The sequence below is a fragment of the Silvibacterium sp. genome (assembly GCF_047605705.1).
GTDB lineage: Bacteria > Acidobacteriota > Terriglobia > Terriglobales > Acidobacteriaceae > Silvibacterium.
Genome location: NZ_JASGFD010000041.1, coordinates 14,168 through 38,693, shown reverse-complemented (window position 1 = coordinate 38,693; position 24,526 = coordinate 14,168). Strand labels below are relative to the sequence as shown.

Here is a 24,526-nt window from a genome sequence, read left to right as displayed (position 1 = left end):
GCCTGCATGGAGATGATTCGCAATGTCGTATGGCAGGCTCTGACCTCCGAGCATGCACCGCTCGCGCTTGGCGGCGTTGCGGCGCGGAGGTATCCGGCAGACGTGGTGCCGTTTGCCGCACTGCGTGAGAGTGCGCCTGCAGCGATGCGTGAGCTGGCCGCTCTGCTGGCGATGGATGAGGTGCTCTACGTGGCGTGGAGCGAGGATGCGGGGCCGCCTCCGGTGGTGGAGGAGCTTGCCGTGGTGGGCGCGATCTCGGCGCTGCAGATGGCTCCCGCAGTGAATACAGTGAGCGCGTTGGAAACAGACCCTCGCATCGAGTCGCTGACGGCGGCGAATGCTCCGGAGATGGTCGCGCTTACGGATGTAGCTTTTCCGGGCTTCTTTCGTCCGCGAACGTATCGCATGGGGCGCTACTGGGGCATCCGCGAGGGCGGCGAACTCATTGCGATGGCCGGCGAACGGCTGGCGGTGCCGGGCGCGCGGGAGATCAGTGCGGTCTGCACGCATCCGGCACACACGGGGCGAGGCTATGCGTCGAAACTGGTGAGGCATGTAATGCGGCAGCATCGCGAGGATGGGCTGCAGAGCTTTCTGCATGTCTCGGACTTCAATGCGCGTGCCATTGGGATCTACGAGCAGCTGGGGTTTGTTCCCCTGGGTGCAACGCAGCTTACGCAGGTGCGCAGGGTGTGGTGATTGCGGGAAGAACCGCAGGTCCCTCCATTCCGCGAGACAAATACCTCCCGCTCCGGCCGGGATGACGATTCTTTACTCCGAATTCATGGATAGAACTCAGAGCAGGGAGAGTGTCTTTCGGTCCGCTTCGCCGCCGAAATATTTATCTATCGCTGTTACAAATAGGCTGCCGGCTTCTGCTACCTGAGCGAAGAGGGTGATCGAGGAGTGGAATTTGAGGTCATCCGGTGTGCTGAAGATGGCATAGGCGGAGCGGCCTTCTATGCTGTTCACGATAGCCGTAACCTCGCGCAGCCGCGCGCCGAGTACCGGATGCGTGAGATAGGCGCGGGCTGCCTCGAGCGAGGAGATGGCGAAGAACTGCGTGGTGGGGCTGCTGCCGAGGCCGGCGATCTGCGGGAAGATGAACCACATCCAGTGGCTGCGCTTGCGACCCTCGCGCAGCTCGGTGACGACCTGCGCGTAGACAGGTTCCTGTGCGTCAAGGAAGCGTTGCAGGCGAAACGAATCGCCAGGCATGCTTATCCTTTCCACGCGGTGAGGGCCTCTGCCAGCCGTGTGAGCGCTTCGCGTGTCATCGCCACATCTCCGCCGAGTCCGATGCGAAAATGCCGCGGCCGCTCGAAGAAGTGGCCGGGTACGATGCTGGTTTCGTAGTTCGCACGCAGGAATTGGAGGAATGTGTGCGCGTCACCGTTACGTAAGCGAGGGAATACGCAGGTGCCGACGGCGGGAATGGCCAGCTCGATGGCGGGATGGCTGCCGAGGATCTCTGCGAGTGCGGCGCGGTTGGCGTCGAGGATCGCATCGGCACGTGTGGCCAGCTTGTCGATCTGTGTGAGGGCTGCGACGCTGAGTTGTTCGCCGACGTGTACTGGCGTCGAGCCGTAGAGATCGTTCATCCTCCAGAGGCGTTCTGCGAGCTTGGGCTCGGCGAGGATCCAGCCGCAACGCAGGCCGCCCAATCCATAGGCTTTGGTCAGGCTGCTGGTGACAATGAAGTGCGGGCCGAGGTGGATGGCGCTCGGCTGCGGCGGGTGGTGCAGCGCTTCGAGATAGACCTCATCGACGAGGACGCGCGCGCCGATATCCTGTGCCATTTCTCCGATCACGCGCAGTGTTTCGTTGCTGGCGAGCGAGCTCGACGGGTTGTGCATGTTCGCGAGTGCGATGAGCTTTGTCTGCGGTGTGAGATTGCGGCGAATTTCTTCTGGATCGAGCGCGAAGTTGTCTTCCTCCCTGCGGCGGAAGCGGCGCACCTTCGCGCCGAGAAAGAGTAGCGTGCTGAGCATCAGCTCGTAGGCGGGCTCTTCGAGTAGCACTTCATCGCCGGGCGCAAGGAGCGCGGCAAAGGCGAGGTGATTCGCCATCGACGTGCCCGTGGTGTGGACGACGTGCTCGGGTGTGACACCCTTCATGAGGGCGATAGCTTCAAGCAGAGGACGATAGCCGTAGGCAGACGGGCCATTGATCTCGAGTTGTCCCCAATCGAAGTCGAGATTGCGCAACGGGTAGGCCGTCACGGCGCTGGTGGCGAGGTTCCACTTTGCGCCGGAATGCAGCTTGGAGAACTCCATGTACGGCGACTCGGCGTGAGGGCGGGGCAGCTTCATGTGGGAAGATCCTTCGTCGGCGACTGCTTTTTCCATGGTAATGGCGCGGGCCTATCAAAAACGTGGCGAGGAGAGACGGCTGCCGTTATGATTCGGCTTACATGACGACCACTCGCCGATTCTTCCTGACTGGCGCAGCGCCCGCTGCTCTGCTTCCTGCTGCGTTTACCGGACGGCTGCTTGCGCAGGAGGAGCCTGCTTTGGCGAAGCTGCCGCCGTCGATTGCCGCACTGCAGAATCGACGCAGTGAAGCGAAGCCCATCACGAGTGAAGAGCGGGAGGCGCGCATTGCCAAAGCGCGCGAGCTGATGGCGCAGCACGGCATGAGCGCGATCTGCCTGGTAGGCGGCACTACGCTGGCGTATTTCACCGGCATCCGCTGGGGCAACAGTGAGCGGTTGACGGCGATTGTGATCCCGGCGAAGGGCAAGCCGTATGGCGTGTGCCCAGCGTTTGAGGAGGATCGCCTGCGCGAGCGGCTGGCGCTGGTTCCGGCGATGGCGGAGACGAAGCTTTACACCTGGCAGGAGGACGACAGTCCGTATGAGCGTGTGGCCGATGGGCTGCGCGAGGCTGGGCTGGCGACGGGCACGCTGGGCATCGAGGAGACGATGCCGTATGTCTTTGCCGATGGCATCGGTGCGGCGCTGCCGCAGCTGAAGCTGGTGAATGCGCGGCCGGTGACGGTGGGTTGCCGCAGCATCAAGTCGCCCGCGGAGCTGGCGCTGATGCAGCTGGCGAACAACGTCACGCTGCAGGTGTACGAGGCCGCATGGAAGGCGGGACATCCGGGCATGACGACGCACGAGTTTTCCGCGCTGATCTCGACGGCGTATGACCGCGTGGGTTTTCCCGGTGACGCCAGCTGTGAGACCGGAGAGTTTTCCGCGCTGCCGCATGGATCGATCAAGCCGCAGACGATTCGCGAGGGCGCGATCGTGCTCATTGACGATGGCTGCACGGTGGAAGGCTATCAGTCGGACATCAGCCGGACGTTTGTGTATGGCAAACCGAGCGACAAGATGCGGCAGGTCTTCGATATCGTGAAGCACGCGCAGGCCGCGGCGCTGGCCACGGCGAAGCCCGGCGTGCCCGCGGAGAATGTGGACGCAGCGGCGCGCAAGGTGATTACCGATGCGGGTTTTGGGCCGGACTATGCGCACTTCACGCATCGCGTGGGGCACGGCATCGGCATGGATATGCACGAGTGGCCGTACCTGGTGAAGGGCGACAAGCTGCCGCTGGCCGCGCACATGACCTTCTCCGATGAGCCTGGGATCTATCTGCGGGGAGAGTTCGGCGTGCGTCTCGAAGACGACATGTACATCACCGAAGACGGCGCGAAGCTCTTCACCGGGCCCAGCCTTTCGCTGGAACAGCCTTTTGGCGCGTCGGCGTAGAGGCCTGCGGCATCCAAATGAATATGCAGGTTCAGGCTCAGGACGTGCTCGTCGTCATCGATGTGCAGAACGATTTCTGCCCGGGCGGCGCGCTGGCGGTTGCAGGCGGCGATGCGGTGATCGACGCGATTCATGCCGTCGCGCCGCACTTCGACCATGTGGTTCTTACGCAGGACTGGCACACGCCGGGGCACATCTCGTTTGCGAGCTCGCATGCGGGACGCAAACCGTTCGAGTCGATCGATGTACGCTACGGCGCGCAGACCCTGTGGCCCGACCACTGCGTGCAGGGCACAGCTGGCGCAGAGTTTCATCCGCGGCTGCATCTGCCGCAGGCGGAGCTGATCCTGCGCAAGGGCTTTCGTCGCGAGATCGATTCTTACTCTGCGTTTTTCGAGAATGACAAGGAGACGCGCACCGGGCTTGCGAGCTATTTGCAGGAGCGCAGGCTGACGCGTGTCTTCTTCGCGGGGCTTGCCTACGATTATTGCGTGGGATACTCGGCGCTGGATGCCCGGCGGCTGGGCTTCGATGCGGTAGTGCTGCGCGATGCGTGCCGGGCAATCGATCTGAACGGTTCGGTGGATGCAATCGAAGCCGAGTTTCACGCTGCCGGTGTGCTGCTGGCAGAGGGCAAAGATTTATCCTGAGGGTGCGCCGCCATCGCGGTTTTGAAGGAGTCATGAGCATGTCCATCGAGCAGGAGATTGAAGCACTGAATGAGGTCTTCGGCATTCCCGGAGTGGTAGAGATCTCAGCCGGCAATGGCGGCCTCTCGCGAGTGCGCATCACCTCGCCTGCAGCAGAGGCGGAGATCTATCTGCATGGCGCGCAGGTGACGGCATGGAAGCCGGAGGGCGAAGAAGAAGTGATCTTCGTGAGCGAGAAGTCGACGTGGGTGGACGGCAAGGCGATCCGTGGCGGTATTCCCGTGTGCTTCCCGTGGTTCCGCGACAAGGTGGATGATCCGAAGGCGCCGTCGCATGGCTTTGTGCGCACCAAGGAGTGGGAGCTGTTCTCGGTGGCGCAGATGGACGAGGATATCATCGTGACGCTTACGACGACGGGTGACGACGCGAGCTGGAAGTGGTGGCCGTACGAGGTGCGCGCGGCGCTTCGCGTTACCGTGGGCAAGGAGCTGCGCCTGGAGCTGACCGCGGCGAATACGGGCGACACGGCCTTCACCTTCGAAGAGGCGCTGCACACCTACTACCGCGTGGGCGATGCGGAGAAGGTCAGCGTGCTGGGGCTCGATGGCATAACGTACTTCGACAATATGGACGGCAATCGCGAAAAGGTGCAGCACGGCGACGTGCATCTGAGCACCGGCACCGACAATGCCTACCAGTACACGGAAGCCGCGTTGACGCTGATCGATCCGCAGCTGAAGCGGCGTATCGAGATCGAAAAGAAGAATTCGAGCTCGACGGTGGTGTGGAACCCGTGGGCGCAGGGCGCGGCGAAGCTCGCCGATCTCGGTGATGAAGAGTGGCGCGAGATGACCTGCGTGGAAGGCGGCAACCTGCGCGTGGGCGCGGTGAAGCTTGGGCCCGGCGAGCAGCACACGTTCGAAGTGACCATGCGCGTGCTGCCCGCATAAAGCCTGCCAGGTTAGTCGAGGGCGACAACCTGCTGATGTTCGACGACCGGCGGCGCTGCAAAGAAGCTGCCGACCATGCTCCGCCATTCGGGGTACTTCTCCGACTGGCGGAAATCGATGGTGTGATGCTCGAGGGTCTCCCACTGGATAAAGAGGCGGTAGACCTGCGGGCGTTCGATGGAGCGGTTGAGCTCGATACCGAGGCAGCCGGGGAAGTTGAGGAAGAGCGGTTTCGCCTGGCGCACCGCCGCCTCAAACTCCTGTTCGACGCCAGGCTTAATCTCCATGTGGGCGATCTCTAAAACCATTACGCGTATCTCTCCTGTCTGAAAAAGCAGACTGTTTTTATTATCCCGGACGGGGCAGGGATGCGCATCTTTACCCAGTCGAGGCATGATTGCGGTGTTAAGTATTTACGATTCTGCAATTTGCAGTTTTGCCGGGAAGGCCCGGAGTTGAGTATTCTTAGCGGTGCGCTGAAAACGGGCGCCGGCGGGAGTTCTGCTCCCGGAGGAGATCGAAGGTATGGCTTCATCCGCTAAGGGGCTTCGTCCCAACGCGAAGTCGGCACACAGCAGCTCCGCGCTGCTCGATGCACAGCATCATGAATATAGCCAGCCGCTGAGCCGCAACAAGGGGCTGCTGCGGTGGGTAGAGAAGATGGCGAAACTGACCCGCCCAGCCTCCATCCACTGGGTCGATGGGTCGGAGCGGGAAAACGCTTACTTGCTGCAGCAGCTGGTGGACGCAGGTACCTTCACCAAGCTGAACGAAGAGCTGTGGCCAGGCTGCTACTACGCACGGTCCTCACCCGATGACGTGGCGCGCGTGGAAGATCGCACCTTCATCTGCTCTCTCTCGAAGGACATGGCGGGGCCGAATAACAACTGGCAGGACCCCTTCGAGATGCGGCGCAAGCTCAAGGGGCTTTTCGATGGCTGCATGGAGGGGCGCACCATGTACGTGCTGCCGTTCAGCATGGGGCCCATCGGTTCGCCGATGTCGCGCATCGGCGTGCAGCTAACGGATTCGGCCTACGTGGTCGTGAACATGCGCATCATGGCCCGTATCGGCAAGCCGGTCTTCGAGATTATCGATCGCGATACCGAGCGCGTTGTGCCGTGCGTGCACTCTGTGGGCGCGCCCCTGCGCGCGGGGCAGGCGGATGTGCCGTGGCCCTGCAACGCGGAGAAGTACATCGTCCACTATCCCGAGACGCGCGAGATCTGGTCGTTCGGCTCGGGCTATGGCGGTAACGCGCTGCTGGGCAAGAAGTGCTTCGCGCTGCGTATCGCCTCGACGATTGCACGCGACGAGGGGTGGATGGCCGAGCACATGCTTATCCAGGGCGTGGAAGACCCCGAGGGCCGCAAGACCTACGTGGCCGCGGCTTTCCCGAGCGCATGCGGCAAGACGAACTTCGCTATGCTGATTCCTCCCGATGAGTTCAAGGGCTGGAAGGTGACGACGGTTGGCGACGACATCGCGTGGATTCGTCCGGATGAAAAGGGCCAGCTGCGGGCAATCAACCCCGAGTCGGGCTTCTTCGGTGTCGCGCCGGGCACGTCGATCAAGACGAATCCGAATGCGATGGCCACGCTTGCGAGCAACACCATCTTCACCAACGTGGCGCTGACGCCGGAGGGCGGCGTGTGGTGGGAGGGCATGACGGACGAATTGCCCGCCGAGCTGACGGACTGGCGCGGCAATCGCTGGACACCGGAGATCGCGAAGGAGACAGGCGCGAAGGCTGCGCATCCGAATGCGCGCTTTACGGCTCCGGCTTCGCAATGCCCGACGATCGATCCGGCGTGGGAAGACCCCGCGGGCGTGCCGATCAGTGCGATCGTATTCGGCGGCCGTCGCGCGCAAACGATCCCGCTCGTCTACCAGGCCTTCAACTGGAGCTCGGGTGTTTATGTGGGCGCTACGATGAGCTCGGAGACTACGGCCGCGGCGACTGGCGCGGTCGGAGCGATTCGACGCGACCCCATGGCGATGCTGCCCTTCTGCGGCTATCACATGGGCGACTACTACCGGCACTGGATCAAGATGCAGCGTGAATTGACGACCACGCCGCGCATCTTCCATGTGAACTGGTTCCGGAAAGATGAACAGGGTAAGTTTCTCTGGCCGGGCTTCCGCGACAACATGCGCGTGTTGCGCTGGATCGTGGAGCGCGTGCATGGCCGCGCGCTCGGACGCGAGACGCCGATAGGCTGGGTGCCGCGTTACGAAGACCTGGACTGGCGCGGGCTGGACTTCAGCCGCGAGCAGTTCGACGATCTCGAACTGGTGGACCGCGAGGCGTGGAAGGATGAGGTCATCCAGCACGAGAAGCTGTTCATCGAACTACACGATCACCTGCCGCCGGAGATGATCTACGAGCGCGAGTTGTTGATCTGCCGCTTGTAGCTACAGTGAAGATACCGAGGCCGCATGCTTCGAGAGAGCATGCGGCCTCGGTGTTTGCGTGTGAGATCTAGCGGACTTGCGGGAAGCCGAGGTCGACCTTGCTGTGGCTGGGATCGGGCCAGCGGCTGCTGACGACCTTCGCGCGCGTATAAAACTGGATGCCTTCAGGCCCATACATGTGCAGGTCGCCGAAGAGCGACGATTTCCATCCACCGAAGCTGTAATACGATACGGGCACGGGGATGGGCACGTTCACGCCGACCATGCCTACTTCGACATCGAACTGGAATTGCCGCGCTGCGCCGCCGTTCTGCGTGAAGATGGCAGTGCCGTTGCCGTAAGGGTTGTCATTGATGAGCTTGAGCGCCTCATCGTATGTCTCTACGCGGACGACGCTGAGCACCGGCCCGAAGATCTCATCCTGATAGCAGCGCATGCGGGGCTGCACGCGGTCGAGTAGCGAAGGCCCGAGGAAGAAGCCTGTGTCGCCTTTAGTAGTGCGTCCGTCCACGACAATGCTTGCGCCCTCGCTGGTTGCGCTGTCGAGATAGCCGGCGACGCGCTCACGGTGCTCACGTGTGATGAGCGGTCCCATCTCGCTGCCTTCGGCGAGGCCCGCGCCGACCTTGATCTTCGTTACGCGCTCGCGGATCGCTTCGATGAGAGGATCGGCGATATCGCCCACGGCGACGACAACGGAGATGGCCATGCAGCGCTCGCCCGCTGCGCCATAGCCTGCGGAAACAGCGGCATCGGCGGCCATGCTGAGGTCTGCATCCGGCAGCACGAGCATGTGGTTCTTTGCGCCGCCCAGGGCTTGCACGCGCTTGCCGTGGCGCGTGGCGGTTTCGTAGATGGACTTTGCGACGGCCGTGGAGCCAACGAAGCTTACGGCCTTCACGTCGGGATGCTCGAGCAGGCGATCGACGGCGATGCGGTCGCCCTGCACAATGTTGAATACACCATCGGGCAGTCCGGCCTGCTGCAGCAGCTCGGCGAGGATGAGGCTGGCGCCGGGCACTTTCTCCGATGGCTTGAGGATGAAGGTGTTGCCGCAGGCGATGGCATTGGCCATCATCCACAGCGGCACCATCGCGGGGAAGTTAAAGGGGGTGATGCCGGCGACGACGCCCAGCGGTTGGCGAATCTGGTAGACGTCGACGCCGCGGCTGGACTGTTCGGAGTAGCCGCCTTTGAGCAGGTGTGGGATGCCGCAGGCGAACTCCACGTTCTCAAGGCCGCGCGCGACTTCGCCCATCGCGTCGCTGAGCGTCTTGCCGTTCTCGAGGCTGAGCGTTTCTGCGATGCGTCTGCGGTTCGTCTCGATGAGTGCGCGGAGTTGAAACATAATCTCGGCGCGTCGGGAGAGTGGCGTGGCGCGCCATTCGCGAAAGGCGGTTTTCGCGGTGGCGACGGCATGATCGACGTCAGCAGCTTCTGCGAAGGTGACGCGGGCGGTGACTTCGCCGGTGGCGGGGTTGTGCACGTTGCCGGTGCGCTGGCCGGACGAGGGATAGCTCTGCCCGGCGATCCAGTGATGGATAAGCGGTGTATTTGTAGCAGTATTAGTTACGGATGCGGCTTCTGCGAGCGGCGTGGACATCGCGCGAACCTGCCTTCTTCCGGGCGCGGCTTTTTAGGATCGCCGCGCCGATGCGATTGTCTGCATGAGCATCATGCTCGCTCGCGGGCAATCCAGGCAATGGTCTTTGTGGCTAGCCGGTCGAGGGCTTCGACGGCGAGCCGGAGATGTTCCTCCTTGGTGTCCTCGATTTTGTTGTGGCTGATGCCCTGGAGCGACTGCGTGAAGAGCATCACCGTCGGGATGCCCGCGCGCGCGACCTCGGCGGCATCGTGCAGCGGGCCAGAGGGCAGTCGATGCGCGGTGCCGGAGGTCTCGAGCACCGCCTCTTCGCAGAGAGCGATGAGTTCAGGATGGAAGGGGACGGGCTCGATGTTCCAAATGCGCGACCACTCGACGGTGCAGCGCTCTTCCTCAGCGAAGCGGCGGCTGGCCTCCTGCGCTTCGCGGTACATGGTGGCGAGTACCTCGGCGTCGAGGTCGCGCTGGTCGAGCGTCGTCTCGCAGCGGCCGACGACCGCGGTGACGATGCCGGGGAAGGTCTTCACGGAGCCCATGGTGCAGACGGCGTCTTCATGCCTGCCAGCAATGGTGCGGATCTCGAGCGCGAGCTTTGCGGCGGCGGCAAGCGCGTCGCGTCGATCCTGCATGGGGGTTGAGCCGGAGTGTGCTTCCTGCCCGTGGAAGGTGATGGCGTGGCGTTCGACGCCCTTGGTGCCGAGAACGACGCCTAAAGGAAGTTCGAGCCGTTCGAGCACCGGGCCTTGCTCGATGTGCAATTCGAGATAGGCTGCGGCGTTCTCCTGCTCACGTTGCGCGTCTCCGATTTTTTCGACATCGATGTCGCAATCGCGCAGGGCGGCTTCGAGTGTGATGCCGTCGCGATCGATGCGCTTGCGTTCGTCTTCCACGTTGATGGTGCCTGCGAAGGCAGACGATCCAAAGAGGCTGCGGCCGAAGCGCGCGCCTTCTTCATCGGCCCAGTCCACGAGGCGGATGGTGACCGGCGGCTTGCCGTTATATTCTTCGGCGATATGGCGCAACACGCCGAGTGCGGCCATGACGCCGAGCGCGCCGTCGAGCCAACCGCCGTTGGGCACGGAGTCGAGGTGGCTACCGAGGATGAGCGCCTTCGGCGATTCGCCATGCAGTGTGACCCAGCGATTTCCGGCTGCGTCGAGGTGATGTTCCACCGGCAGCTCGGCGAGCTTCTCCGCGAACCAGTCGCGCGCCTTTTGCCAGGTCGCGGTCCATGCCACGCGTTGGGCGCCGTTGGCGTCTGCCGTGAGCGCGCGGAGTTCCTTCAGGTCTTCGATGACGCGCTGGGCGTTAACCGGCATGCGAATCCTTTGCTTGCTGTGTGAAGTATTGCGGCTGGCGACGCAGGAACTGGCCGCGTCCGCGCTCGCCGACGAAGTGGCCGTCGCGCACCTGTACCTGACCTCGCACGGTAACGACGGACGGGCGGCCCTCGATGGCGAAGCCTTCAAAGCCGTTGTAGTCATTGTTGGTGTGCTGTGTCTTCGCAGACAGTGTGCCGCGATAGTCGGGATCGTAGACGACGATGTCCGCGTCACTGCCCACGGCGAGGGTGCCTTTGCGCGGCGCGAGGCCGAAGAGCTGCGCGGGGCGCGTGCTGAGCGCGTCGACGAAGCGGTGCAGGTCCATGCGGCCGCGCTTTACGCCGTAGGCGTACATCAGGTTCACGCGCTCTTCGATTCCCGGGATGCCGTTGGGAATGTGCGTGAAGTTGCCTTCGCCGAGGAGCTTCTGCTCAAGGTCGAAGGGGCAGTGGTCGGTTCCGACTGTATCGATGAAGCCCGCGCCCAGTGCGGTCCAGAGCGCATCCTGATTGCTGCGCTCGCGCAACGGCGGGCTCATCACGTGCTTCATGCCTTCGACGCCGGGGCGTTCAGCGTAGGTCTTATCGAGAAGGAAGTGCGGCGCGACCGATTCGATGTGCAGCGGTACGCCCTGGCGTTTTGCGGCGAGTGCGGCATCGAGCGCGGCGGCACAGGAGAGATGCACGACATAGCCGGTCGCGCCGGTGTGCTTGAGGAAGGTAGCGAAGCGGCCTGTGCCTTCGGCTTCGACGCCGACGGGGCGGCTGGGCTCATGCCATTCGGGGCCGGTTTTGCCCGCGGCCAGCAATTCCTGCTGCAGCTGCGCGACGAGCTCGGCGTTCTCGCAGTGCGCCGTGGTGATGACGCCCAGCTCGGCTGCGAGCTTTAACGTGTGAAACATCTCCGCGTCATCGACGCCGAAGAAATTTTTGTAAGAGAGAAAGATCTTGAACGACGCGGTGCCGTCGGCGACGATCTGCCGCAGCTGCTTTTCGGTCTGCTCGTCCCAGCGCGTGACGGCCATGTGGAAGGCGTAATCGCAGGCGCTTGAACCCTCAGCGCGGCTCTTCCACAGCTCGTATCCGGCGAGCGCGTCCTCGGTGCGCGAGGGGCAGCACATCTCGATGTACGTGGTCGTTCCGCCGACGAGCGCGGCGATGCTGGCGGTCTCATGCGTGTCCTTCGCGAAGGTCGCCATGAACGGCAGGTAGATGTGCACGTGCGGATCGATGAAGCCGGGGAAGACGAGCTTACCTGTGGCATCGATGATCTCGGTTCCGGGTGGAACGTCGTCGATATGGGCGGCGATGCGGGTGATGGTCTCGCCTTCCGCGTAGAGGTCGGCGCGATAGCGCGACTCGGCGGTGACAATTTCTCCGTTTTTGATGAGCAGGGGCATAGGCAATCCGTTAGTTCCATTCACGATAAACCCTCGTGCCGGGTAGCCCCTAAGTTCCATGGATTGCGTGACATGGGATCGCGGGACGTAACGCAGATCAAACGGACCGAGGCGGAAGACAGTCGAAAAGCAGCCGGCGGCCCGTGAAAATCAATATCAGCCCACGTTGCCAATCGTTATTTCTGCGTGCTAGCGTTAGCGCTAAAGTTGCCGGTCCCATCACCGGCCTGGATTGCTCGATTCGCTCGATTCCAGACAGCTCGATTCCGGATTATGAAATTCCGAGGTGTGCCATGAGCTCCGCCGTTACCACGCACGAACCCGCATCGCTGCCCATTGAAGATCAGTGGGAAGAATTTGTCGCCGGCCGTTACAAGGAAGGCAAAGACGAGTCCGAATACCGGATCTATGACGAGAAGAGCGACCCACGCGTCGCGGCCTTCTACCGCGAAAACCACCAGAAGCAGACGCTGGCCTTCGTCCTGGAGAAGGAAAAGGAGTACTACGCGCTGAACAAGGGTGAGCGCAGCATCTGGGAGGCGGCCGAATACCTGAACACGCTGGTGGACGAGAGCGATCCGGACACGGACCTGAACCAGATCGAGCACCTCATGCAGACCTCCGAGGCGATCCGCCGCGACGGGCATCCGCGCTGGATGATCCTCGCGGGCTTTCTGCATGACCTGGGCAAGTGCCTGTGCCTCTATGGCGAGCCGCAGTGGGCGGTGGTGGGCGATACCTTCCCGGTAGGCTGCGCGTATTCGGACAAGGTCGTCTTCCCCGAGTACTTCCGCGCGAATCCGGACTACAACGTGCCGGAGCTGCAGACGCAATACGGCATCTATGAGCCGAACTGCGGTCTCGACAAGGTGCACATGTCCTTCGGGCACGACGGCTACATCGCGCACGTGGTTCGCGATTACATGCCGGAGCCGGCGCTCTATATGCTGCGCTATCACTCGTTCTACGCGGCGCACCGGCAGGGTGCGTATGGATATCTCATGTCGCCGCACGACATCGAGATGTTCGAGTGGGTGAGGAAGTTCAACCCCTACGATCTCTATTCGAAGGGGCACACCAAGCCGGATGTGAAGGCGCTGCGTCCCTACTATGAGGATCTGATCGCGGAGTTCTTCCCGGCGAAGCTTCGCTGGTAGCGATCAAACGAAGTCTTTTCCGTGCAGGAAAATACAGCCCGCGGGGGCCTATGTCCTCCGCGGGTTTCTTGTCTTTGATTTTGAACCTGTAATCAGGAGTGAGCGAGGGGACGCCGTGTGCTCGCACGCCACTTTCGCTTGCGCCAGCGATGCAGGACGAAGAGCACGAGCGCGAGCGGTATCGCGACGATCTCCCAGGTGATCTCCTCGGCCAGCACCTCGCGGGGCAGCACGTCGACATCGCCTTCGCTCACGCCTGTATCTCCGTGCTCGCGGATGGTAAGCGTGTAGTGCCATCGCCCGCTGTGCGGCAGCTCGAAGTTTGCTGCCGAAAGAAAGCGGCTGGTGGCAGCGTCGTGCGTGAGCTTCAGGTTCCTCTCAGGCTGGCCCGGCGATGTGAGCTTCAGCTCGATATCGGCATCCTGCACCAATCCCTGCGCTGGGTTCTGGTCTGCAGGACGCTCGACGGCGACGGAGAAGTCGGCCATGCCGGCGCGTAGCGGATCGGGCGTGGTGAAGAGCGTGACGACGAAGGGGCCAGCGACCGAGCGCGAGCGCAGACGTCCGCCATCCCCAAGGGCGGCATGCGGCAGGCTAAGCGCGCATAGCAGGATAAAAACTGCTGCGAGGCGTCTCTTCATCACATACCCATCCCGCGCATTTCCATGGGCTGGGTGAAGATCCAGACGCAGGCTGCGTATAAGGCGAAGGCCAGCACGGCGTAGAGGCCGATGAGCCAGCGTCCGCTCGCTTCCGAGCTGCGAAGCTCCCTGGCTGTCTTCCATCCGGCGTAGAGCGCGAGCAGCAGGCCGAGGTCGAGGATGAGCACCTGCAGGCTCAGCAGGCTGAGGCCGTGCGCGCCGCCCATCAGCAGGATGTTCGCAGGCTTGGAGGATGAGCCCATCCCACCCATGCCGTTCATCAGCGCCATGTTGTAGGCGTGGTGTCCGAGGTCGGCCCAGGTAGCCTGCGCGACCATCGGAATCGACGGCATCTCCATGGCGAAGTGGAAGCCGAGGTGTGCAACCCACATGGCGAGCCCGAGCGGCAGCATGGCCAGCGCGAAGCGGCAGAAGATGGTGCGCAGGCGCTCGCGGGTGAAGCTTTGCAGCAGCTTTGCCGTGAGCCATGCGAGTCCGAGAGCCAGAGCCGAGAGCGCGAAGGTGAAGAGCAGCGATCCGAAGTTGCTGCCGGCGAAGGGATGCGCCTGCTCGAATGGGTCGAGGCGGCTGGTGACAGGGCCGATCATGTACGCCGCGTTGATGGGCGCGGCCAGTGTGAGGACGAGCGCGATGGCGGCCACATCCACACGAGAACTTATGCGGCCAAGTGACGACCTCTGCGGATCGCGGCCAAGCTCGCGGGCTGGGCTCAGGATGGTAAGGCCGATGTTGTCGTGCGGGCACGCCTTTACGCAGTCCATGCAGAGCGTGCAGTCCATGTTGCCGATCTTGGTCGGCATGTAGAGTTCGAGCTCGCAGCCGCGCTGCTTCTGGTTTCCGTTGATGCAGTCGCTGGTGGAGCAGCTGTCGCAGACGGCCTTCGAGCGCATGCCGAGTTCGACTGGTGCGAGCGTGGAGGCGGCGAAGTTGAATTGCCCGATGGGGCAGACGTACTTGCAGAAGCTGCCGCCGGTGAAGATCGAATCGACCAGCAGAGCCGTGCCGATGTAGGCCAGCAGCAGGATGGCGGTGGCGCGCGGCGAATCCCACAGGGCGAGCTGTTCGTAGGCCCAGAAGAAGAGGATCAGCAGGCCGGCGGCGATCCACTTGCGGCGCAGCCATTGCGGCCAGCGTAGCTTCGCGATGCCCAGCTTTCGCGCCAGCTCGCGCGGCAGCGTGAAGGGGCAGGCCATGCAGAAGAAGTTCGCGGTGAGCAGGATCAGGACGAGGCCCACGGGGCGAACGATGTTCCAGACGCCCGCGCCGGCGACGTTCATCGAGCTCATGGACGAGCCGTGAAATCCAGCCCAGATGGTGATGCCCATGATGGCTGCGCTGATGACCTGCAGCGAGGTACGTCCATAGCGCCAACGCAGAAGATGGCCAAGGACGGGCAGGCGCAGAAGGTCGACCGGCCTGGGCAGAGGACGGCGTGCAGCCGCGGTCTGCTGCTGCTGGCGCGCGAGGCGGCGGCGCTTGGGCGAAAGCAGCTGCACCACGGTGCCGATGAGCGGGATCCAGAAGACCATCGAGCCGAAGACCCACATCTCGGCGCCGGCGGCGATCTGGTCATTCATGGCCGTGGTGTTGAAGAGCCGGGGCACGGCGGCGTACGTAGGGTAGGCGATGCGGTCGCCGAAGGCGAGGAAGGCGGACAGGCCGGTGTTCAGCAGGTCCGCGCCCATGAGATAGGGGATCACGAGCCAGCGCGAGACGGTGTTGCGGCTGGGCCATGGCTCGAGCACGAACCACCAGAAGAGGATCGAGGTCGAGAAGAAGCAGGCGTGTTCGACCTCATGCCAACCTGGCGAGCGCAGCGCCAGCTCATAGGCGGGCGGCAGATGCCAGCCGAGGAAGGCGGCGTTCATCGTGATCCAGGCAAAGGCAGGATGGGTGAGGAACGACTGCACCTTGTGAAAGGCGGCGGTGTTCATCCAGGGCGCGAAGTCGTCGCGGACCCAGGCGCGGGGCAGGCCGCGCAGCATCGGCACGGTCGGCGCGCCCAGCACGATCAGCGGCGGCGCAAAGGACATCAGGATGAGGTGCTGGGTCATGTGCGCGGTCAGCAGGAATTCACCGAGCGCGTCGAGCGGCGACGCCAGCGCCAGCCAGAAGAGCGCGAGGCCGAGGAGAAAACTGGCTGCGCGCCAGGGCGGCAATTCGAGCGGACGCGTAGCCCGGGCGAGCCGCCAGCCGCGCAGATAAAGCACGGCGGCAACGATCACGGCCAGGGTCGGCGCGAAGGGAACGGTCCAGGACTGAGCAATCGCTTGCGAGAAGTTATCGGGCACTTCTCTTCTATTTTCGCTCCAGGACTGTGCTCTTGTCGCGTGAGGTGGGGTTTAGGGGACAGGCGTGGGGTATAGAGAACTGCGGCGAGCGTGATAAATCCATGTTCCCCACTCAAGCCAACTACAGGCTTGAATGGGCCATAGTGAGATTAAGCACGGCGCAGCATGGGCCGCAGCTTGCGGTTCCAGTACATCAGCACGCCGGTGACGCCGAGCATGGCGGGGACCAGCCCGAGCAGCACCCAGAGAATCTTCACCACGACGCCCAGCAGGCCTTCGCCGCCGAAGGCGCCGTAATGCACCGCGAAGGTGTATTGCAGAATGCGGTCGCCGAGATCAGCCTTCGTCGTGTCTCTATCCGAGATCACAGCGCCGGTGCGTCCGTCGAAGGCGAGGCTGACGAGCTTCGAGTAGGGCATCGCGCCGCGATAGTAGCCGACAGCGAAGTACGTGGCGCCGCGTCCGCCCGGAATCGAAAGAAAACCGACCGGCGCATTTGCAGGCAGCATGGAGTTGGCGTGGGCAATGGCCGCGTCAATATCCATCACGGTCGCGACGGAAGGCTTCGATGGAGCGATATGCGCGACAGCGGGCGGATGCTCGCGCAATATGAACTGGAGCGTCGCCTCAAACGGCTTGGGGAAGCAGAAGTAGATGCCGGTGAGGGTGACGACGGTGAGCGCGGCGCAGCTCCAGAAGCCGATGACGGTGTGCAGGTCCCAGTTCACGCGGCGCCAGCTATGGCGGCGATGAAGGAGGAGCGCGCGCGTCCAGCGGCGGATGCCCGGCCACCAGAGAACCAGCCCTGTGAGGCAGAGGATGAGCAGGCCGACGGCCATCCAGCCGTTGATGGCCCTGCCTTGTGCGCCGCCGAGCAGGTCATAGTGCAGGCTGGAGAGCCAGCCGAGCACGCCGGCGTAGCGCATCTGGTCGGCGACGATCGCGCCGGTGTAGGGATTCACCGCGACGAAGCGGTAGTTGTCGGTCGGGGCCTTCCCGGCGGGGTGCAGCAGGACGGCGACGGCCTGATCGGGCTTGTTCAGGCTCAGCAGCGAGCCGACCTTCCACCCTGCGCGGGATGCTTCGATCTGTTGCAGGATGGGCGCGAGCGGCACGCGCACCTGGCCCGGCGTAACCCGATAGACCGCGGGCTGGATGGAGCGGGCCAGCTCGTCCTTGAAGACAAGCGCGCTGCCGCTGATGCCGATGAGGATGGCGTAGAGAGTAAGTACGATGCCGACCCAGAGATGCACCTGGAAGAGCGCGCGGCGCAGCCAGATCCGGTGCGGGGCATAGATCCAGCCTTTGTGGGGATGGTGGGTCACGGAATGTGTGGTGCGTTCTTCCACGGCCGTCGGCATCATCATCTTTCTGTCTCTATAAGCATAACGAGGGCCGGCTTTCACCGGCCCCGTTTCATTTGAGAGGTTAAGGGTTAGAAGTGCAGCCGGAGCGCGACCTGCACGGAGCGCGGTCCACCGACCTGGTAGAGCGCGGAAAGTCCGCCCAGCTGCGAGTTCTCCGTTGCGTAAGCCTGTCCGAAGAGCGTGGAACCGTCGGAAAGGCTGCTGTAGATGCTGCCGTAGATAGGGTGATTGAAGATGTTGTAGGTTTCGGCGCGGAACTGCAGGCCTACGCGCTGCGTGAAAGGGAAGTCGCGGCGCAGGGTCATATCGGTCTGCACGGCGTCGAAGCCACGGGCCGAGTTGCGTCCGGCGGTGCCATCCACGGTGCTGCCATCCGGCACGGCGGAGTAGGCGTTGTAGTTGATCGCGCGGCCACCGGGGTAGTTGCCCTTCACGTAGAGCGGTTCGCCGGTCACACGGTTGGGGTGGTACTCTTCGGCAGTGCCGGAGGTGGCGTCGAGGGTGGTGGCGTCGGTGACATCAACCGGCAGCGACGAGCGCGCGGAGATGCGGGTATCGAGCGACCAGTGCTCGAGGGCGTAGGCTACGGCGGCGTTGCGGTAATGGCCGCCGATGTCGTAGCTGGCAGCCAGCTGGAAGCTGTTGCGGATGTCGTAGTCCGATGCAGAGCGCTCGAGTTCGTAGACGGTGAAGTTCGAGGTCGCATTGTCGAAAGCGTGGGCCCAGGTGTAGCTGCCCAGAACCTGCAGTCCCTGCGAGAGCTTGCGCTCGAACTTGACCTGCAGCGCGTTGTAGTCGGACGAGCCCGAGTTGGTGGTGATGTAGAGACCTTCGCCATCACTGAAAGCTTCGTTGCCAAAGGCTGCGGGGTTATAGAAGCGCTGCGTGGTGAGGCGGCGTCCGGAGGAGCCGACATAGTTCATGGTCAGCGACTGTTTCGAGCCGAGCGACTGCTCGATGGCGACGTTCCACTCGCCGGTGTAGGGCAGCTTCAGGTGCGGATCGTAGGCGTAGATCGGCGCGTTGTAAGGCGCGTCGGCATTGGGTTTCGGTGCGGCTTCCACCTGGGTCTGCGTGGCCGGGAAGGCCGTGCTGTAGCTGGCGAAGCCGGAGGTGCCGATGCCGTAGTAGCCTTCGGCGCTGAGCGCGAGGCCAGTGTCGTAGAACAGGCCGCCGCCGGCGCGAAGAACCGTCTCATAGCCGGGCGTGTTGCGCAGGCGATAGGCAATGCCGAGGCGCGGGGCGAAGTTGCCGTAGGTGGTTTTCCAGAGCGGCGTGTTCTTGGGTGCGGCCACGGTCGTCGCCAGATCGGTGATCTGCGTGACGGTGTAGGGCGTATTGCCGTTCATGTCGGTCGGAGGCGGATTCAGATCCCAGCGGATGCCATAGGAGACGCTGAGGCGGTCGTTCACGCGCCACTCGTCCTGCGCAAAGGCGGAAAACTCGCGCTGCAGCGCCTTCATGTTGATCGCCTGGGTGTAGACGTAGAGGCCGAGCGGCGTGTTGTTCAGGACCGCGGCTTCGCTGCCATAGTAGGCGACTTCCCACAGTGGGGGCAGCTCTTCCGAGGTGACCAGACGACGATAGTCGATGCCGTATTTGAATGTGTGACGCCCGATGGTCTGGGTGAGCGAGTCGGTGACGTTGACCTGGCGCTGACGGTTCGACTGCGGCTCGATCAGATAGTACGGATAGAGGCCGTAGAAGAGCATGAAGGTCATCCAGTCACCGTTGGAGAGACCGGGAGCGGAGCTGATGGCCAGCGGCGTTGCGCCACCAAAATTATCCAGATAGCGCTGCGAATTGTAGTCGTTGCCGGTGACGCCGACCCGGAGCGCATTCGCAATCGAGTTGGTGAAGATGTTATCGGCGCCGAGGACCACCGTCTTCACGTTGCGGGTCGTGGCGTTCACCTGCGCAAGATCGGTCGACTGGCGCGAGACGCTGTCCGAAGGAACATCGGTGTAGCGGCCGAAGATCTTAAAGCGGTCGTTGATCGCGTGATCGATGCGGATGCTTGAGCTATCGAGGCTGCTGGGTGCCGAGTATCCCGAAGTGTAATACGCAAGGCCGTTGCCGAGGTCGGTGCCGTTCGGCGTGGGGAAGGCATCGAGGAAGGGCTGTAGCACCGTGGGTGCATTGGTACGCAGCGAGGTGCTCGGCACTTCATAGAGCTGCGAGGCCTGCGGATTGGTGAGGCGAAGCCCTTCGTACGAGAAGAAGAAGAAGGTGCGGTCGCGTTCGTTGTAAAGGCCGGGAATGCGGAGATAGCCGCCCAGCGTGCCGCCGAAGTCATTCTGCCGCTCGGCCAGCTTGGTGGTGTCGAAGTCGTTCTTCGCATCCATGGCGTCGTTGCGCAGGTAATCGTAGGCCGAACCGTGCCACTCGTTGGTGCCGGAGCGTGTGCTGAAGTTGAACTGACCGCCCGGGGTGCGGCCATACTCCGCGGAGTACGACGAGGTTTCTGCGCGGAACTCTTCGAGCGCATCGATAGAGACCAGCGCCTGCGTGGTGCCGAGCGCGCTGCCCTGCGGCGTCGAGCCGGAGAAGCCTGCGCCGGGTGCGCCGGAGGTCGAAACGGATGCGCCGGTGTTCGCGCTGATGCCGTCGACGGTGAAGTTGTTCGACTCGGTGCGCTGGCCGTTTACGCTCAGCTCGCCGCTCGAGCCCGAGCCCTGCGAGGGCACGACGATCACGCCCGGAGCGAGCGTCATCAGCGACTGGAAGCTGCGGCCGTTCAGCGGCAGGTTCTCGACAAAGCGGCGATTGATGACGGTGCTCACAGAGGCGTCCGTGGTGTTGAGCAGCTGCTGGCTGCCATCCACCTGCACGGTTTCGCTCTGCGAGCCGACATGCAGCAGCACGTCACGGGTGAGCTTGTCGCCGGTTTCCACGGTGAGGTGGTCGATCTCCTCCGCCTGGAAGCCCTTCGCATTCACGGAGAGGGTATAGAGGCCGGGCTCGAGCGTGGGCAGAGCGTAGAGGCCCGCGCCGTTCGTCTTGACGGTGACGCCTACCTGCGTTTTCTCATTGGTGATGCGAACTTCCGCGCCGGAAATTGCCGCCTGCGACGAGTCGCGAACGACTCCGGCAAGCTGCGCATTTTGTGCCATGGCCAGAAAAGGGCTGCCAAGACACACGACGGCCAAGGTCATCCTTCGAAAAGACAACATAACGTACACCTCACAAATTTTGCGGATGGGAACAAACGGCGGCCGCGCGCGGGGCGCTTCCGTTGCCAGTTTCGGACCCTGGGCTGCTTCGCGAATGAGCTGCCGCGGTGGGTCTTTCCCGCTGTATGGCTTCAGTATATACGACTGATTGGGTCCGATATGGATTTTTGCAGGAAAATCTGCACATCGGTGACCCCTGTCACACTCCGCCTTATGGAAGCGCTCCGGCCGGGCAGGCGATTGCCGGAAGCTATCTCATCGATTCCAAAGCTCGATCACGATCCGCGCATCTTCGCGGCAGCCGAGCCATCTAGACGCAAAGGGATGGCCGCAGTGTGCGCACAGGAGCGTGCGGCAAAATCCCAGCGCTCACGCCGTTTCGGCGGAGCATCGAAGGAGAGATATGACGATTCAGCAGGCACCCCTTTCTCCGGTCATCTCGATGGCCAATGGACTCAGCATTCCGCAGCTCGGTCTGGGCACGTGGCCGATGCGCGGCAAGGAGGCCGCGGATGCGGTACGGAATGCGATCGAGATTGGCTACCGGCATGTAGACACGGCCGAAGCGTATGAGAACGAAGACGGCGTGGGCGCGGGCATTCGCGCTGCGGGCCTGCCGCGCGAGCAGATCTTCGTTACGACCAAGTTCAACAAACAGTGGCACAGCCGCGCGGGCGTTCGCCAGGCGTGCGAGGCAAGCCTGAAGCGGCTGGGCCTCGAGTACATCGACATGTACCTGATCCATTGGCCCAACCCGCATCAGGATCGTTATGTGGAGGCCTTCGAGGGGATCCTGGAGTTGGTGAACGATGGTCTCGTTCGTTCAGCGGGTGTCTCGAACTTCAAGCCGGCGCACTTGGAACGGCTTTTCGCAAAGGGCCTCAAGCCGCAGATGAACCAGATCCAGCTCGATCCTTACCGGCCGCGCCCGGAGTCGGTGAAGGCGAACAGCGAGCATGGCATTGTCACGGAGTCATGGAGCCCGCTCGACCGGGATGGCGGCCTGCTGAAGGAAGCTGTCATTGCGAAGCTGGCCGAGGAGCTCGGCCGTACGAAGGGCCAGGTGGTGTTGCGCTGGCATGTGCAGAAGGGCTATGTAACGGTGCCCAAGTCCGGCAATCCGCAGCGGCAGTTCGAGAATCTCGACATCTTCGGATTCACGCTCAGCGAAGCGCAGGTGGCGGCGCTCGACGCGCTGAGGAACGATAGCGTGAAGATCGAAGACTCGGATGTTTTCGGTCACTAAACTCATTCACGTGTGAAATAAGTCGGCGCCCTCGATGAAGAGAGCGCCGATTTTTTGCATAACGGTGGATCTTTATCCGCCGACGCGTTCGAGCTTACGCAGGCCGGGGAAGAGGCGCATCCAGAAGAGCGCGATGATGACGCTGCCGATGCCGCCGAGGATCGTCGCCGGGATAAGGCCGAACCACGACGCCGTGACGCCAGATTCAAACTCGCCGAGCTGATTCGATGTCCCGATGAAGAGGGAATTCACCGCACTGACGCGGCCGCGCATCACGTCCGGCGTCTCCAGCTGCACGAGCGAGGAGCGCACCACCACGCTGATGACATCTGCGCTGCCCAGGATCATGAGCAGAGGCATCGAAAGCCAGATGACATGCGAGAGCGCGAAGGCGATCGTCGCCAATCCGAAGATGATGACCGCGGTGAACATCTTGCGGCCCGCGCCGCGATGGATGGGGTAGTGCGCGAGCAGCACGGATGTTGAGAGAGCGCCGACGGCCGGGGAGAGGCGCAGCAGGCCGAGTCCCCATGGGCCGGTGTGCAGGATGTCATGCGCATAGGCGGGCAGCAGGGCCGTGGCTCCGCCAAGCAGGACAACAAAGAGATCGAGCGAGATTGCGCCGAGGATGTTCTTCTGCTCACGGATGAAATGAATGCCGGAGAAAAGCGAGTTCGCAGTGACGGGCGCCTTGCCGGCGACCGCGCGGCGTGGCTGGATGGAGATCGAGAGCAGGGACGCGCTGAGATAGAGCACGGCGCAGGCGCTGTACGGGATGTGCGCGCCGAGCGCGTAGAGCAGGCCGCCGAGCGCTGGGCCCACGATCGAGGCCGTCTGGTTGGCGGATGACGACCATGCGATGGCCTGCGGCACGAGCTCGTCTTCAACCAGTGTGGGTACCAGGGCTTGTGTCGACGGGCTCTCGAAGGCGCGCGCCGCTCCCAGCGCCGCAACCGCGCAGAAGATGCCGACCGGATGCACATGGTGCAGCAGTGTCGCCACGGCGAGCGATGCGATGGTCACCGCTTCGATCACCTGGCAGATGGCGATGATGGTGCGGCGCGGGAAGCGATCGGCAACATGGCCGACGACCAGCATGAGCAGCAGCATGGGCAGAAACTGCACCAGGCCGACCATGCCCAGCGCGAAGGTGCTGTGCGTGAGCGCGTACATCTGCCAGCCGACGGCGACGCCGGCCATCTGGTAGGAGATGGTGGAGCAGACGCGGGCGAGCCAGAAGCGGGCATACGTGGGCCTGCGGAATACGGTGCGCGAACTGGTGGGAGAGCTGGGCGCACCCGGAACAGTAGCCATACTTCCAAGCTAGCAGACCAATTCGCGTGGGGCGCTTCTGCCTTCGGCCTCCGGCGCTAACCGCGCGGCGTTCTGCCTTCGGCATCCGCTCCCGTTGGTCGCGCGTCGAGGTTCTTCAGCAGGCCAGAACCCGAATGGCGCGATTGGCATGGAGTTTGGCGTGTGTTGCATCATGGTCCGGCCAGAAAATCTCTATTTTGAATAAAGGTTCACAGAAGGACTCGACGGGAGCGCAGGCAATGAGACGGCAATTTCGAGTAGCACGCCGATTGCAGAACAGGCTTGAGGAGCTCGGCGTATCCGTGCCCGCTGTGTTGCGGCACGCATGCCTGCCGGAGGACCTGTTCGATCAGGTGAGCCCGCTGCTATCGACCGACGCCCTGTTTGCGCTGTGGCGCGCGATCGGCGAGGTGAGCAAGGATCCGCTGATCGGCCTCCAGATGGGCTCGGAGGGGCGGCTGGCCAACTTCAGCCCCAACTCGCTTGCCGCGCTCTCTTCGGAAAATTTCGGGGATGCGATCTCGCAGATGAATCGCTACAAGCAGCTGACATGCCCGGAAGAGCTGGTGCAGCAGACCACACGCGAGGAGTGGCGCATCGTCTTCCGTTGGCTGCTCGCGGTCGATGCGGAGCCGCCGGGGCTGGTGGATTCCTGCTTTGCCTGGCTGGTGACGATCGGCCGCTATGGCAGTGGTACGAATGTCACGCCCGTACGCGTGGAATACGTGCAGCAGCGCACGCATTTGCGCCAGATGGAGAAACATTTCGGCTGCCAGGTGATCGGCGGCGCGCCGCGCAATCGCATCGTCTTTCGCGCTGCGGATGCGCGCCTGCCGTTTGTCACGCGCAATGCGGAACTGCTGGAGATGCTTGCGCCGCAGCTTGACCAGCAACTCCATAGCGTGGAGGAAGAGGATAGCTTCCTGGTGCTGGTGCGCCGCGCGATCCAGGAGCGGCTGAGCGGCCGTCGTCCTTCGATCGAAGACATCGCGCGCGCCCTGCACCTGAGTCCGCGTACTCTGCAGCGGCGCCTGCAGGAGGCGGGTACGAGCTTTCAAAGCGTGCTCGATGAGGCTCGCCACCAGATGGCGTGCTACTACCTCGGCAACTCCGTGCTCGAACTCACCGAGGCTGCTTATCTGCTCGGTTACGAGGACTCGAACTCTTTCGCACGCGCCTTCCGCGGCTGGGAGGGCGTGCCTCCGGGGCAATGGCGCGAAGCGCATCGCGCCGCTTCTTAACCTTTCTTTCTTGCAAGAAACCTT

At 63.1% G+C, this 24,526-nt stretch carries 19 protein-coding genes; 8 read left to right on the top strand and 11 right to left on the bottom strand.

What is annotated here, in order from left to right; all coding sequences use genetic code 11:
* Positions 1-6 precede the first annotated feature (6 nt).
* Positions 7-699, top strand: coding sequence for a GNAT family N-acetyltransferase (locus QM649_RS14605; protein ID WP_415199788.1), 693 nt, complete (start codon positions 7-9; stop codon positions 697-699).
* Positions 700-795: 96 nt separating this feature from the next.
* Here the strand turns inward: QM649_RS14605 and QM649_RS14600 are convergent, their stop codons facing one another.
* Both QM649_RS14600 and QM649_RS14595 read right to left on the bottom strand, forming a co-directional pair.
* Positions 796-1,218, bottom strand: a complete 423-nt coding sequence (locus tag QM649_RS14600; protein WP_415199787.1) for a DUF1810 domain-containing protein — start codon at positions 1,216-1,218, stop codon at positions 796-798.
* Positions 1,219-1,220: 2 nt separating this feature from the next.
* Complete coding sequence (locus tag QM649_RS14595) at positions 1,221-2,312, bottom strand: aminotransferase class I/II-fold pyridoxal phosphate-dependent enzyme (RefSeq protein WP_415199786.1); 1,092 nt, start codon at positions 2,310-2,312, stop codon at positions 1,221-1,223.
* A gap of 101 nt (positions 2,313-2,413) precedes the next feature.
* On the opposite strand from QM649_RS14595, the gene QM649_RS14590 reads away from it, so the two are divergent.
* Genes QM649_RS14590 through QM649_RS14580 form a run of 3 tightly spaced genes read left to right on the top strand, consistent with a single transcriptional unit; the run spans position 2,414 to position 5,312 of the window.
* A complete protein-coding gene (locus QM649_RS14590) occupies positions 2,414-3,712 on the top strand; it encodes a M24 family metallopeptidase (RefSeq protein ID WP_415199785.1) in 1,299 nt (432 codons plus the stop codon).
* Positions 3,713-3,729: 17 nt separating this feature from the next.
* A complete protein-coding gene (pncA, locus tag QM649_RS14585; RefSeq protein WP_415199784.1) occupies positions 3,730-4,362 on the top strand; it encodes a bifunctional nicotinamidase/pyrazinamidase in 633 nt (210 codons plus the stop codon).
* 32 nt (positions 4,363-4,394) lie between these two features.
* Entirely contained in the window at positions 4,395-5,312 is a 918-nt protein-coding gene (locus tag QM649_RS14580) for a D-hexose-6-phosphate mutarotase (RefSeq protein WP_415199783.1), read from the top strand.
* An 11-nt stretch (positions 5,313-5,323) separates the two neighbouring features.
* Here QM649_RS14580 and QM649_RS14575 read toward each other — a convergent pair whose 3' ends face one another.
* Positions 5,324-5,620 carry an antibiotic biosynthesis monooxygenase family protein gene (locus tag QM649_RS14575; protein ID WP_415199782.1) on the bottom strand — a complete coding sequence of 99 codons (297 nt, stop codon included), beginning with the start codon at positions 5,618-5,620 and terminating at the stop codon, positions 5,324-5,326.
* 217 nt (positions 5,621-5,837) lie between these two features.
* Between QM649_RS14575 and QM649_RS14570 the strand changes: the two genes are divergently transcribed.
* Entirely contained in the window at positions 5,838-7,727 is a 1,890-nt protein-coding gene (locus QM649_RS14570; RefSeq protein ID WP_415199781.1) for a phosphoenolpyruvate carboxykinase (GTP), read from the top strand.
* A 67-nt stretch (positions 7,728-7,794) separates the two neighbouring features.
* Here the strand turns inward: QM649_RS14570 and QM649_RS14565 are convergent, their stop codons facing one another.
* The 3 genes from QM649_RS14565 to hydA form a co-directional block, all read right to left on the bottom strand.
* Entirely contained in the window at positions 7,795-9,330 is a 1,536-nt protein-coding gene (locus tag QM649_RS14565) for a CoA-acylating methylmalonate-semialdehyde dehydrogenase (RefSeq protein WP_415199780.1), read from the bottom strand.
* A 71-nt stretch (positions 9,331-9,401) separates the two neighbouring features.
* On the bottom strand, positions 9,402-10,649 hold the full coding sequence (locus tag QM649_RS14560; RefSeq protein ID WP_415199779.1) for a Zn-dependent hydrolase: 1,248 nt from the start codon (positions 10,647-10,649) through the stop codon (positions 9,402-9,404).
* A complete protein-coding gene (gene hydA, locus QM649_RS14555) occupies positions 10,639-12,051 on the bottom strand; it encodes a dihydropyrimidinase (RefSeq protein WP_415199778.1) in 1,413 nt (470 codons plus the stop codon). The genes QM649_RS14560 and hydA overlap by 11 nt, the downstream gene beginning before the upstream one ends.
* Positions 12,052-12,344: 293 nt before the next feature.
* Here hydA and QM649_RS14550 point away from each other — a divergent pair, with 293 nt between their 5' ends.
* A complete protein-coding gene (locus QM649_RS14550; protein ID WP_415199777.1) occupies positions 12,345-13,208 on the top strand; it encodes an inositol oxygenase family protein in 864 nt (287 codons plus the stop codon).
* Positions 13,209-13,300: 92 nt separating this feature from the next.
* Here QM649_RS14550 and QM649_RS14545 read toward each other — a convergent pair whose 3' ends face one another.
* The 4 genes from QM649_RS14545 to QM649_RS14530 form a co-directional block, all read right to left on the bottom strand.
* A complete protein-coding gene (locus QM649_RS14545) occupies positions 13,301-13,849 on the bottom strand; it encodes a hypothetical protein (protein WP_415199776.1) in 549 nt (182 codons plus the stop codon).
* The gene (locus QM649_RS14540) at positions 13,849-16,161 is read right to left on the bottom strand and encodes a cytochrome c oxidase assembly protein (RefSeq protein WP_415199775.1); all 2,313 of its coding nucleotides are present in this window, start codon (positions 16,159-16,161) and stop codon (positions 13,849-13,851) included. The genes QM649_RS14545 and QM649_RS14540 overlap by 1 nt, the downstream gene beginning before the upstream one ends.
* A gap of 149 nt (positions 16,162-16,310) precedes the next feature.
* Positions 16,311-17,528, bottom strand: a complete 1,218-nt coding sequence (locus QM649_RS14535; RefSeq protein WP_415199774.1) for a PepSY-associated TM helix domain-containing protein — start codon at positions 17,526-17,528, stop codon at positions 16,311-16,313.
* Positions 17,529-17,596: 68 nt separating this feature from the next.
* On the bottom strand, positions 17,597-20,683 hold the full coding sequence (locus tag QM649_RS14530) for a carboxypeptidase regulatory-like domain-containing protein (RefSeq protein WP_415199773.1): 3,087 nt from the start codon (positions 20,681-20,683) through the stop codon (positions 17,597-17,599).
* Between the two features lie 421 nt (positions 20,684-21,104).
* Between QM649_RS14530 and QM649_RS14525 the strand changes: the two genes are divergently transcribed.
* Positions 21,105-21,947: an aldo/keto reductase gene (locus tag QM649_RS14525; protein ID WP_415199772.1), complete on the top strand. Its 843-nt coding sequence runs from the start codon at positions 21,105-21,107 to the stop codon at positions 21,945-21,947.
* 72 nt (positions 21,948-22,019) lie between these two features.
* Here the strand turns inward: QM649_RS14525 and QM649_RS14520 are convergent, their stop codons facing one another.
* The gene (locus tag QM649_RS14520; RefSeq protein WP_415199771.1) at positions 22,020-23,261 is read right to left on the bottom strand and encodes an MFS transporter; all 1,242 of its coding nucleotides are present in this window, start codon (positions 23,259-23,261) and stop codon (positions 22,020-22,022) included.
* 302 nt (positions 23,262-23,563) lie between these two features.
* Between QM649_RS14520 and QM649_RS14515 the strand changes: the two genes are divergently transcribed.
* Positions 23,564-24,502 carry an AraC family transcriptional regulator ligand-binding domain-containing protein gene (locus tag QM649_RS14515; RefSeq protein ID WP_415199770.1) on the top strand — a complete coding sequence of 313 codons (939 nt, stop codon included), beginning with the start codon at positions 23,564-23,566 and terminating at the stop codon, positions 24,500-24,502.
* Positions 24,503-24,526: the final 24 nt, after the last annotated feature.

Bases quoted from the DNA above. Each gene is read 5' to 3' on its own strand.
- QM649_RS14595 (WP_415199786.1), bottom strand. From the start codon at position 2,312: ATGAAGCTGCCCCGCCCTCACGCCGAGTCGCCGTACATGGAGTTCTCC.
- QM649_RS14565 (WP_415199780.1), bottom strand. From the start codon at position 9,330: ATGTCCACGCCGCTCGCAGAAGCCGCATCCGTAACTAATACTGCTACA.
- QM649_RS14570 (WP_415199781.1), top strand. From the start codon at position 5,838: ATGGCTTCATCCGCTAAGGGGCTTCGTCCCAACGCGAAGTCGGCACAC.
- QM649_RS14605 (WP_415199788.1), top strand. From the start codon at position 7: ATGGAGATGATTCGCAATGTCGTATGGCAGGCTCTGACCTCCGAGCAT.
- QM649_RS14535 (WP_415199774.1), bottom strand. From the start codon at position 17,528: ATGATGATGCCGACGGCCGTGGAAGAACGCACCACACATTCCGTGACC.
- pncA (WP_415199784.1), top strand. From the start codon at position 3,730: ATGAATATGCAGGTTCAGGCTCAGGACGTGCTCGTCGTCATCGATGTG.
- QM649_RS14550 (WP_415199777.1), top strand. From the start codon at position 12,345: ATGAGCTCCGCCGTTACCACGCACGAACCCGCATCGCTGCCCATTGAA.
- QM649_RS14520 (WP_415199771.1), bottom strand. From the start codon at position 23,261: ATGGCTACTGTTCCGGGTGCGCCCAGCTCTCCCACCAGTTCGCGCACC.
- QM649_RS14525 (WP_415199772.1), top strand. From the start codon at position 21,105: ATGACGATTCAGCAGGCACCCCTTTCTCCGGTCATCTCGATGGCCAAT.
- hydA (WP_415199778.1), bottom strand. From the start codon at position 12,051: ATGCCCCTGCTCATCAAAAACGGAGAAATTGTCACCGCCGAGTCGCGC.
- QM649_RS14545 (WP_415199776.1), bottom strand. From the start codon at position 13,849: ATGAAGAGACGCCTCGCAGCAGTTTTTATCCTGCTATGCGCGCTTAGC.
- QM649_RS14560 (WP_415199779.1), bottom strand. From the start codon at position 10,649: ATGCCGGTTAACGCCCAGCGCGTCATCGAAGACCTGAAGGAACTCCGC.
- QM649_RS14530 (WP_415199773.1), bottom strand. From the start codon at position 20,683: ATGACCTTGGCCGTCGTGTGTCTTGGCAGCCCTTTTCTGGCCATGGCA.
- QM649_RS14580 (WP_415199783.1), top strand. From the start codon at position 4,395: ATGAGCATGTCCATCGAGCAGGAGATTGAAGCACTGAATGAGGTCTTC.
- QM649_RS14600 (WP_415199787.1), bottom strand. From the start codon at position 1,218: ATGCCTGGCGATTCGTTTCGCCTGCAACGCTTCCTTGACGCACAGGAA.
- QM649_RS14575 (WP_415199782.1), bottom strand. From the start codon at position 5,620: ATGGTTTTAGAGATCGCCCACATGGAGATTAAGCCTGGCGTCGAACAG.
- QM649_RS14590 (WP_415199785.1), top strand. From the start codon at position 2,414: ATGACGACCACTCGCCGATTCTTCCTGACTGGCGCAGCGCCCGCTGCT.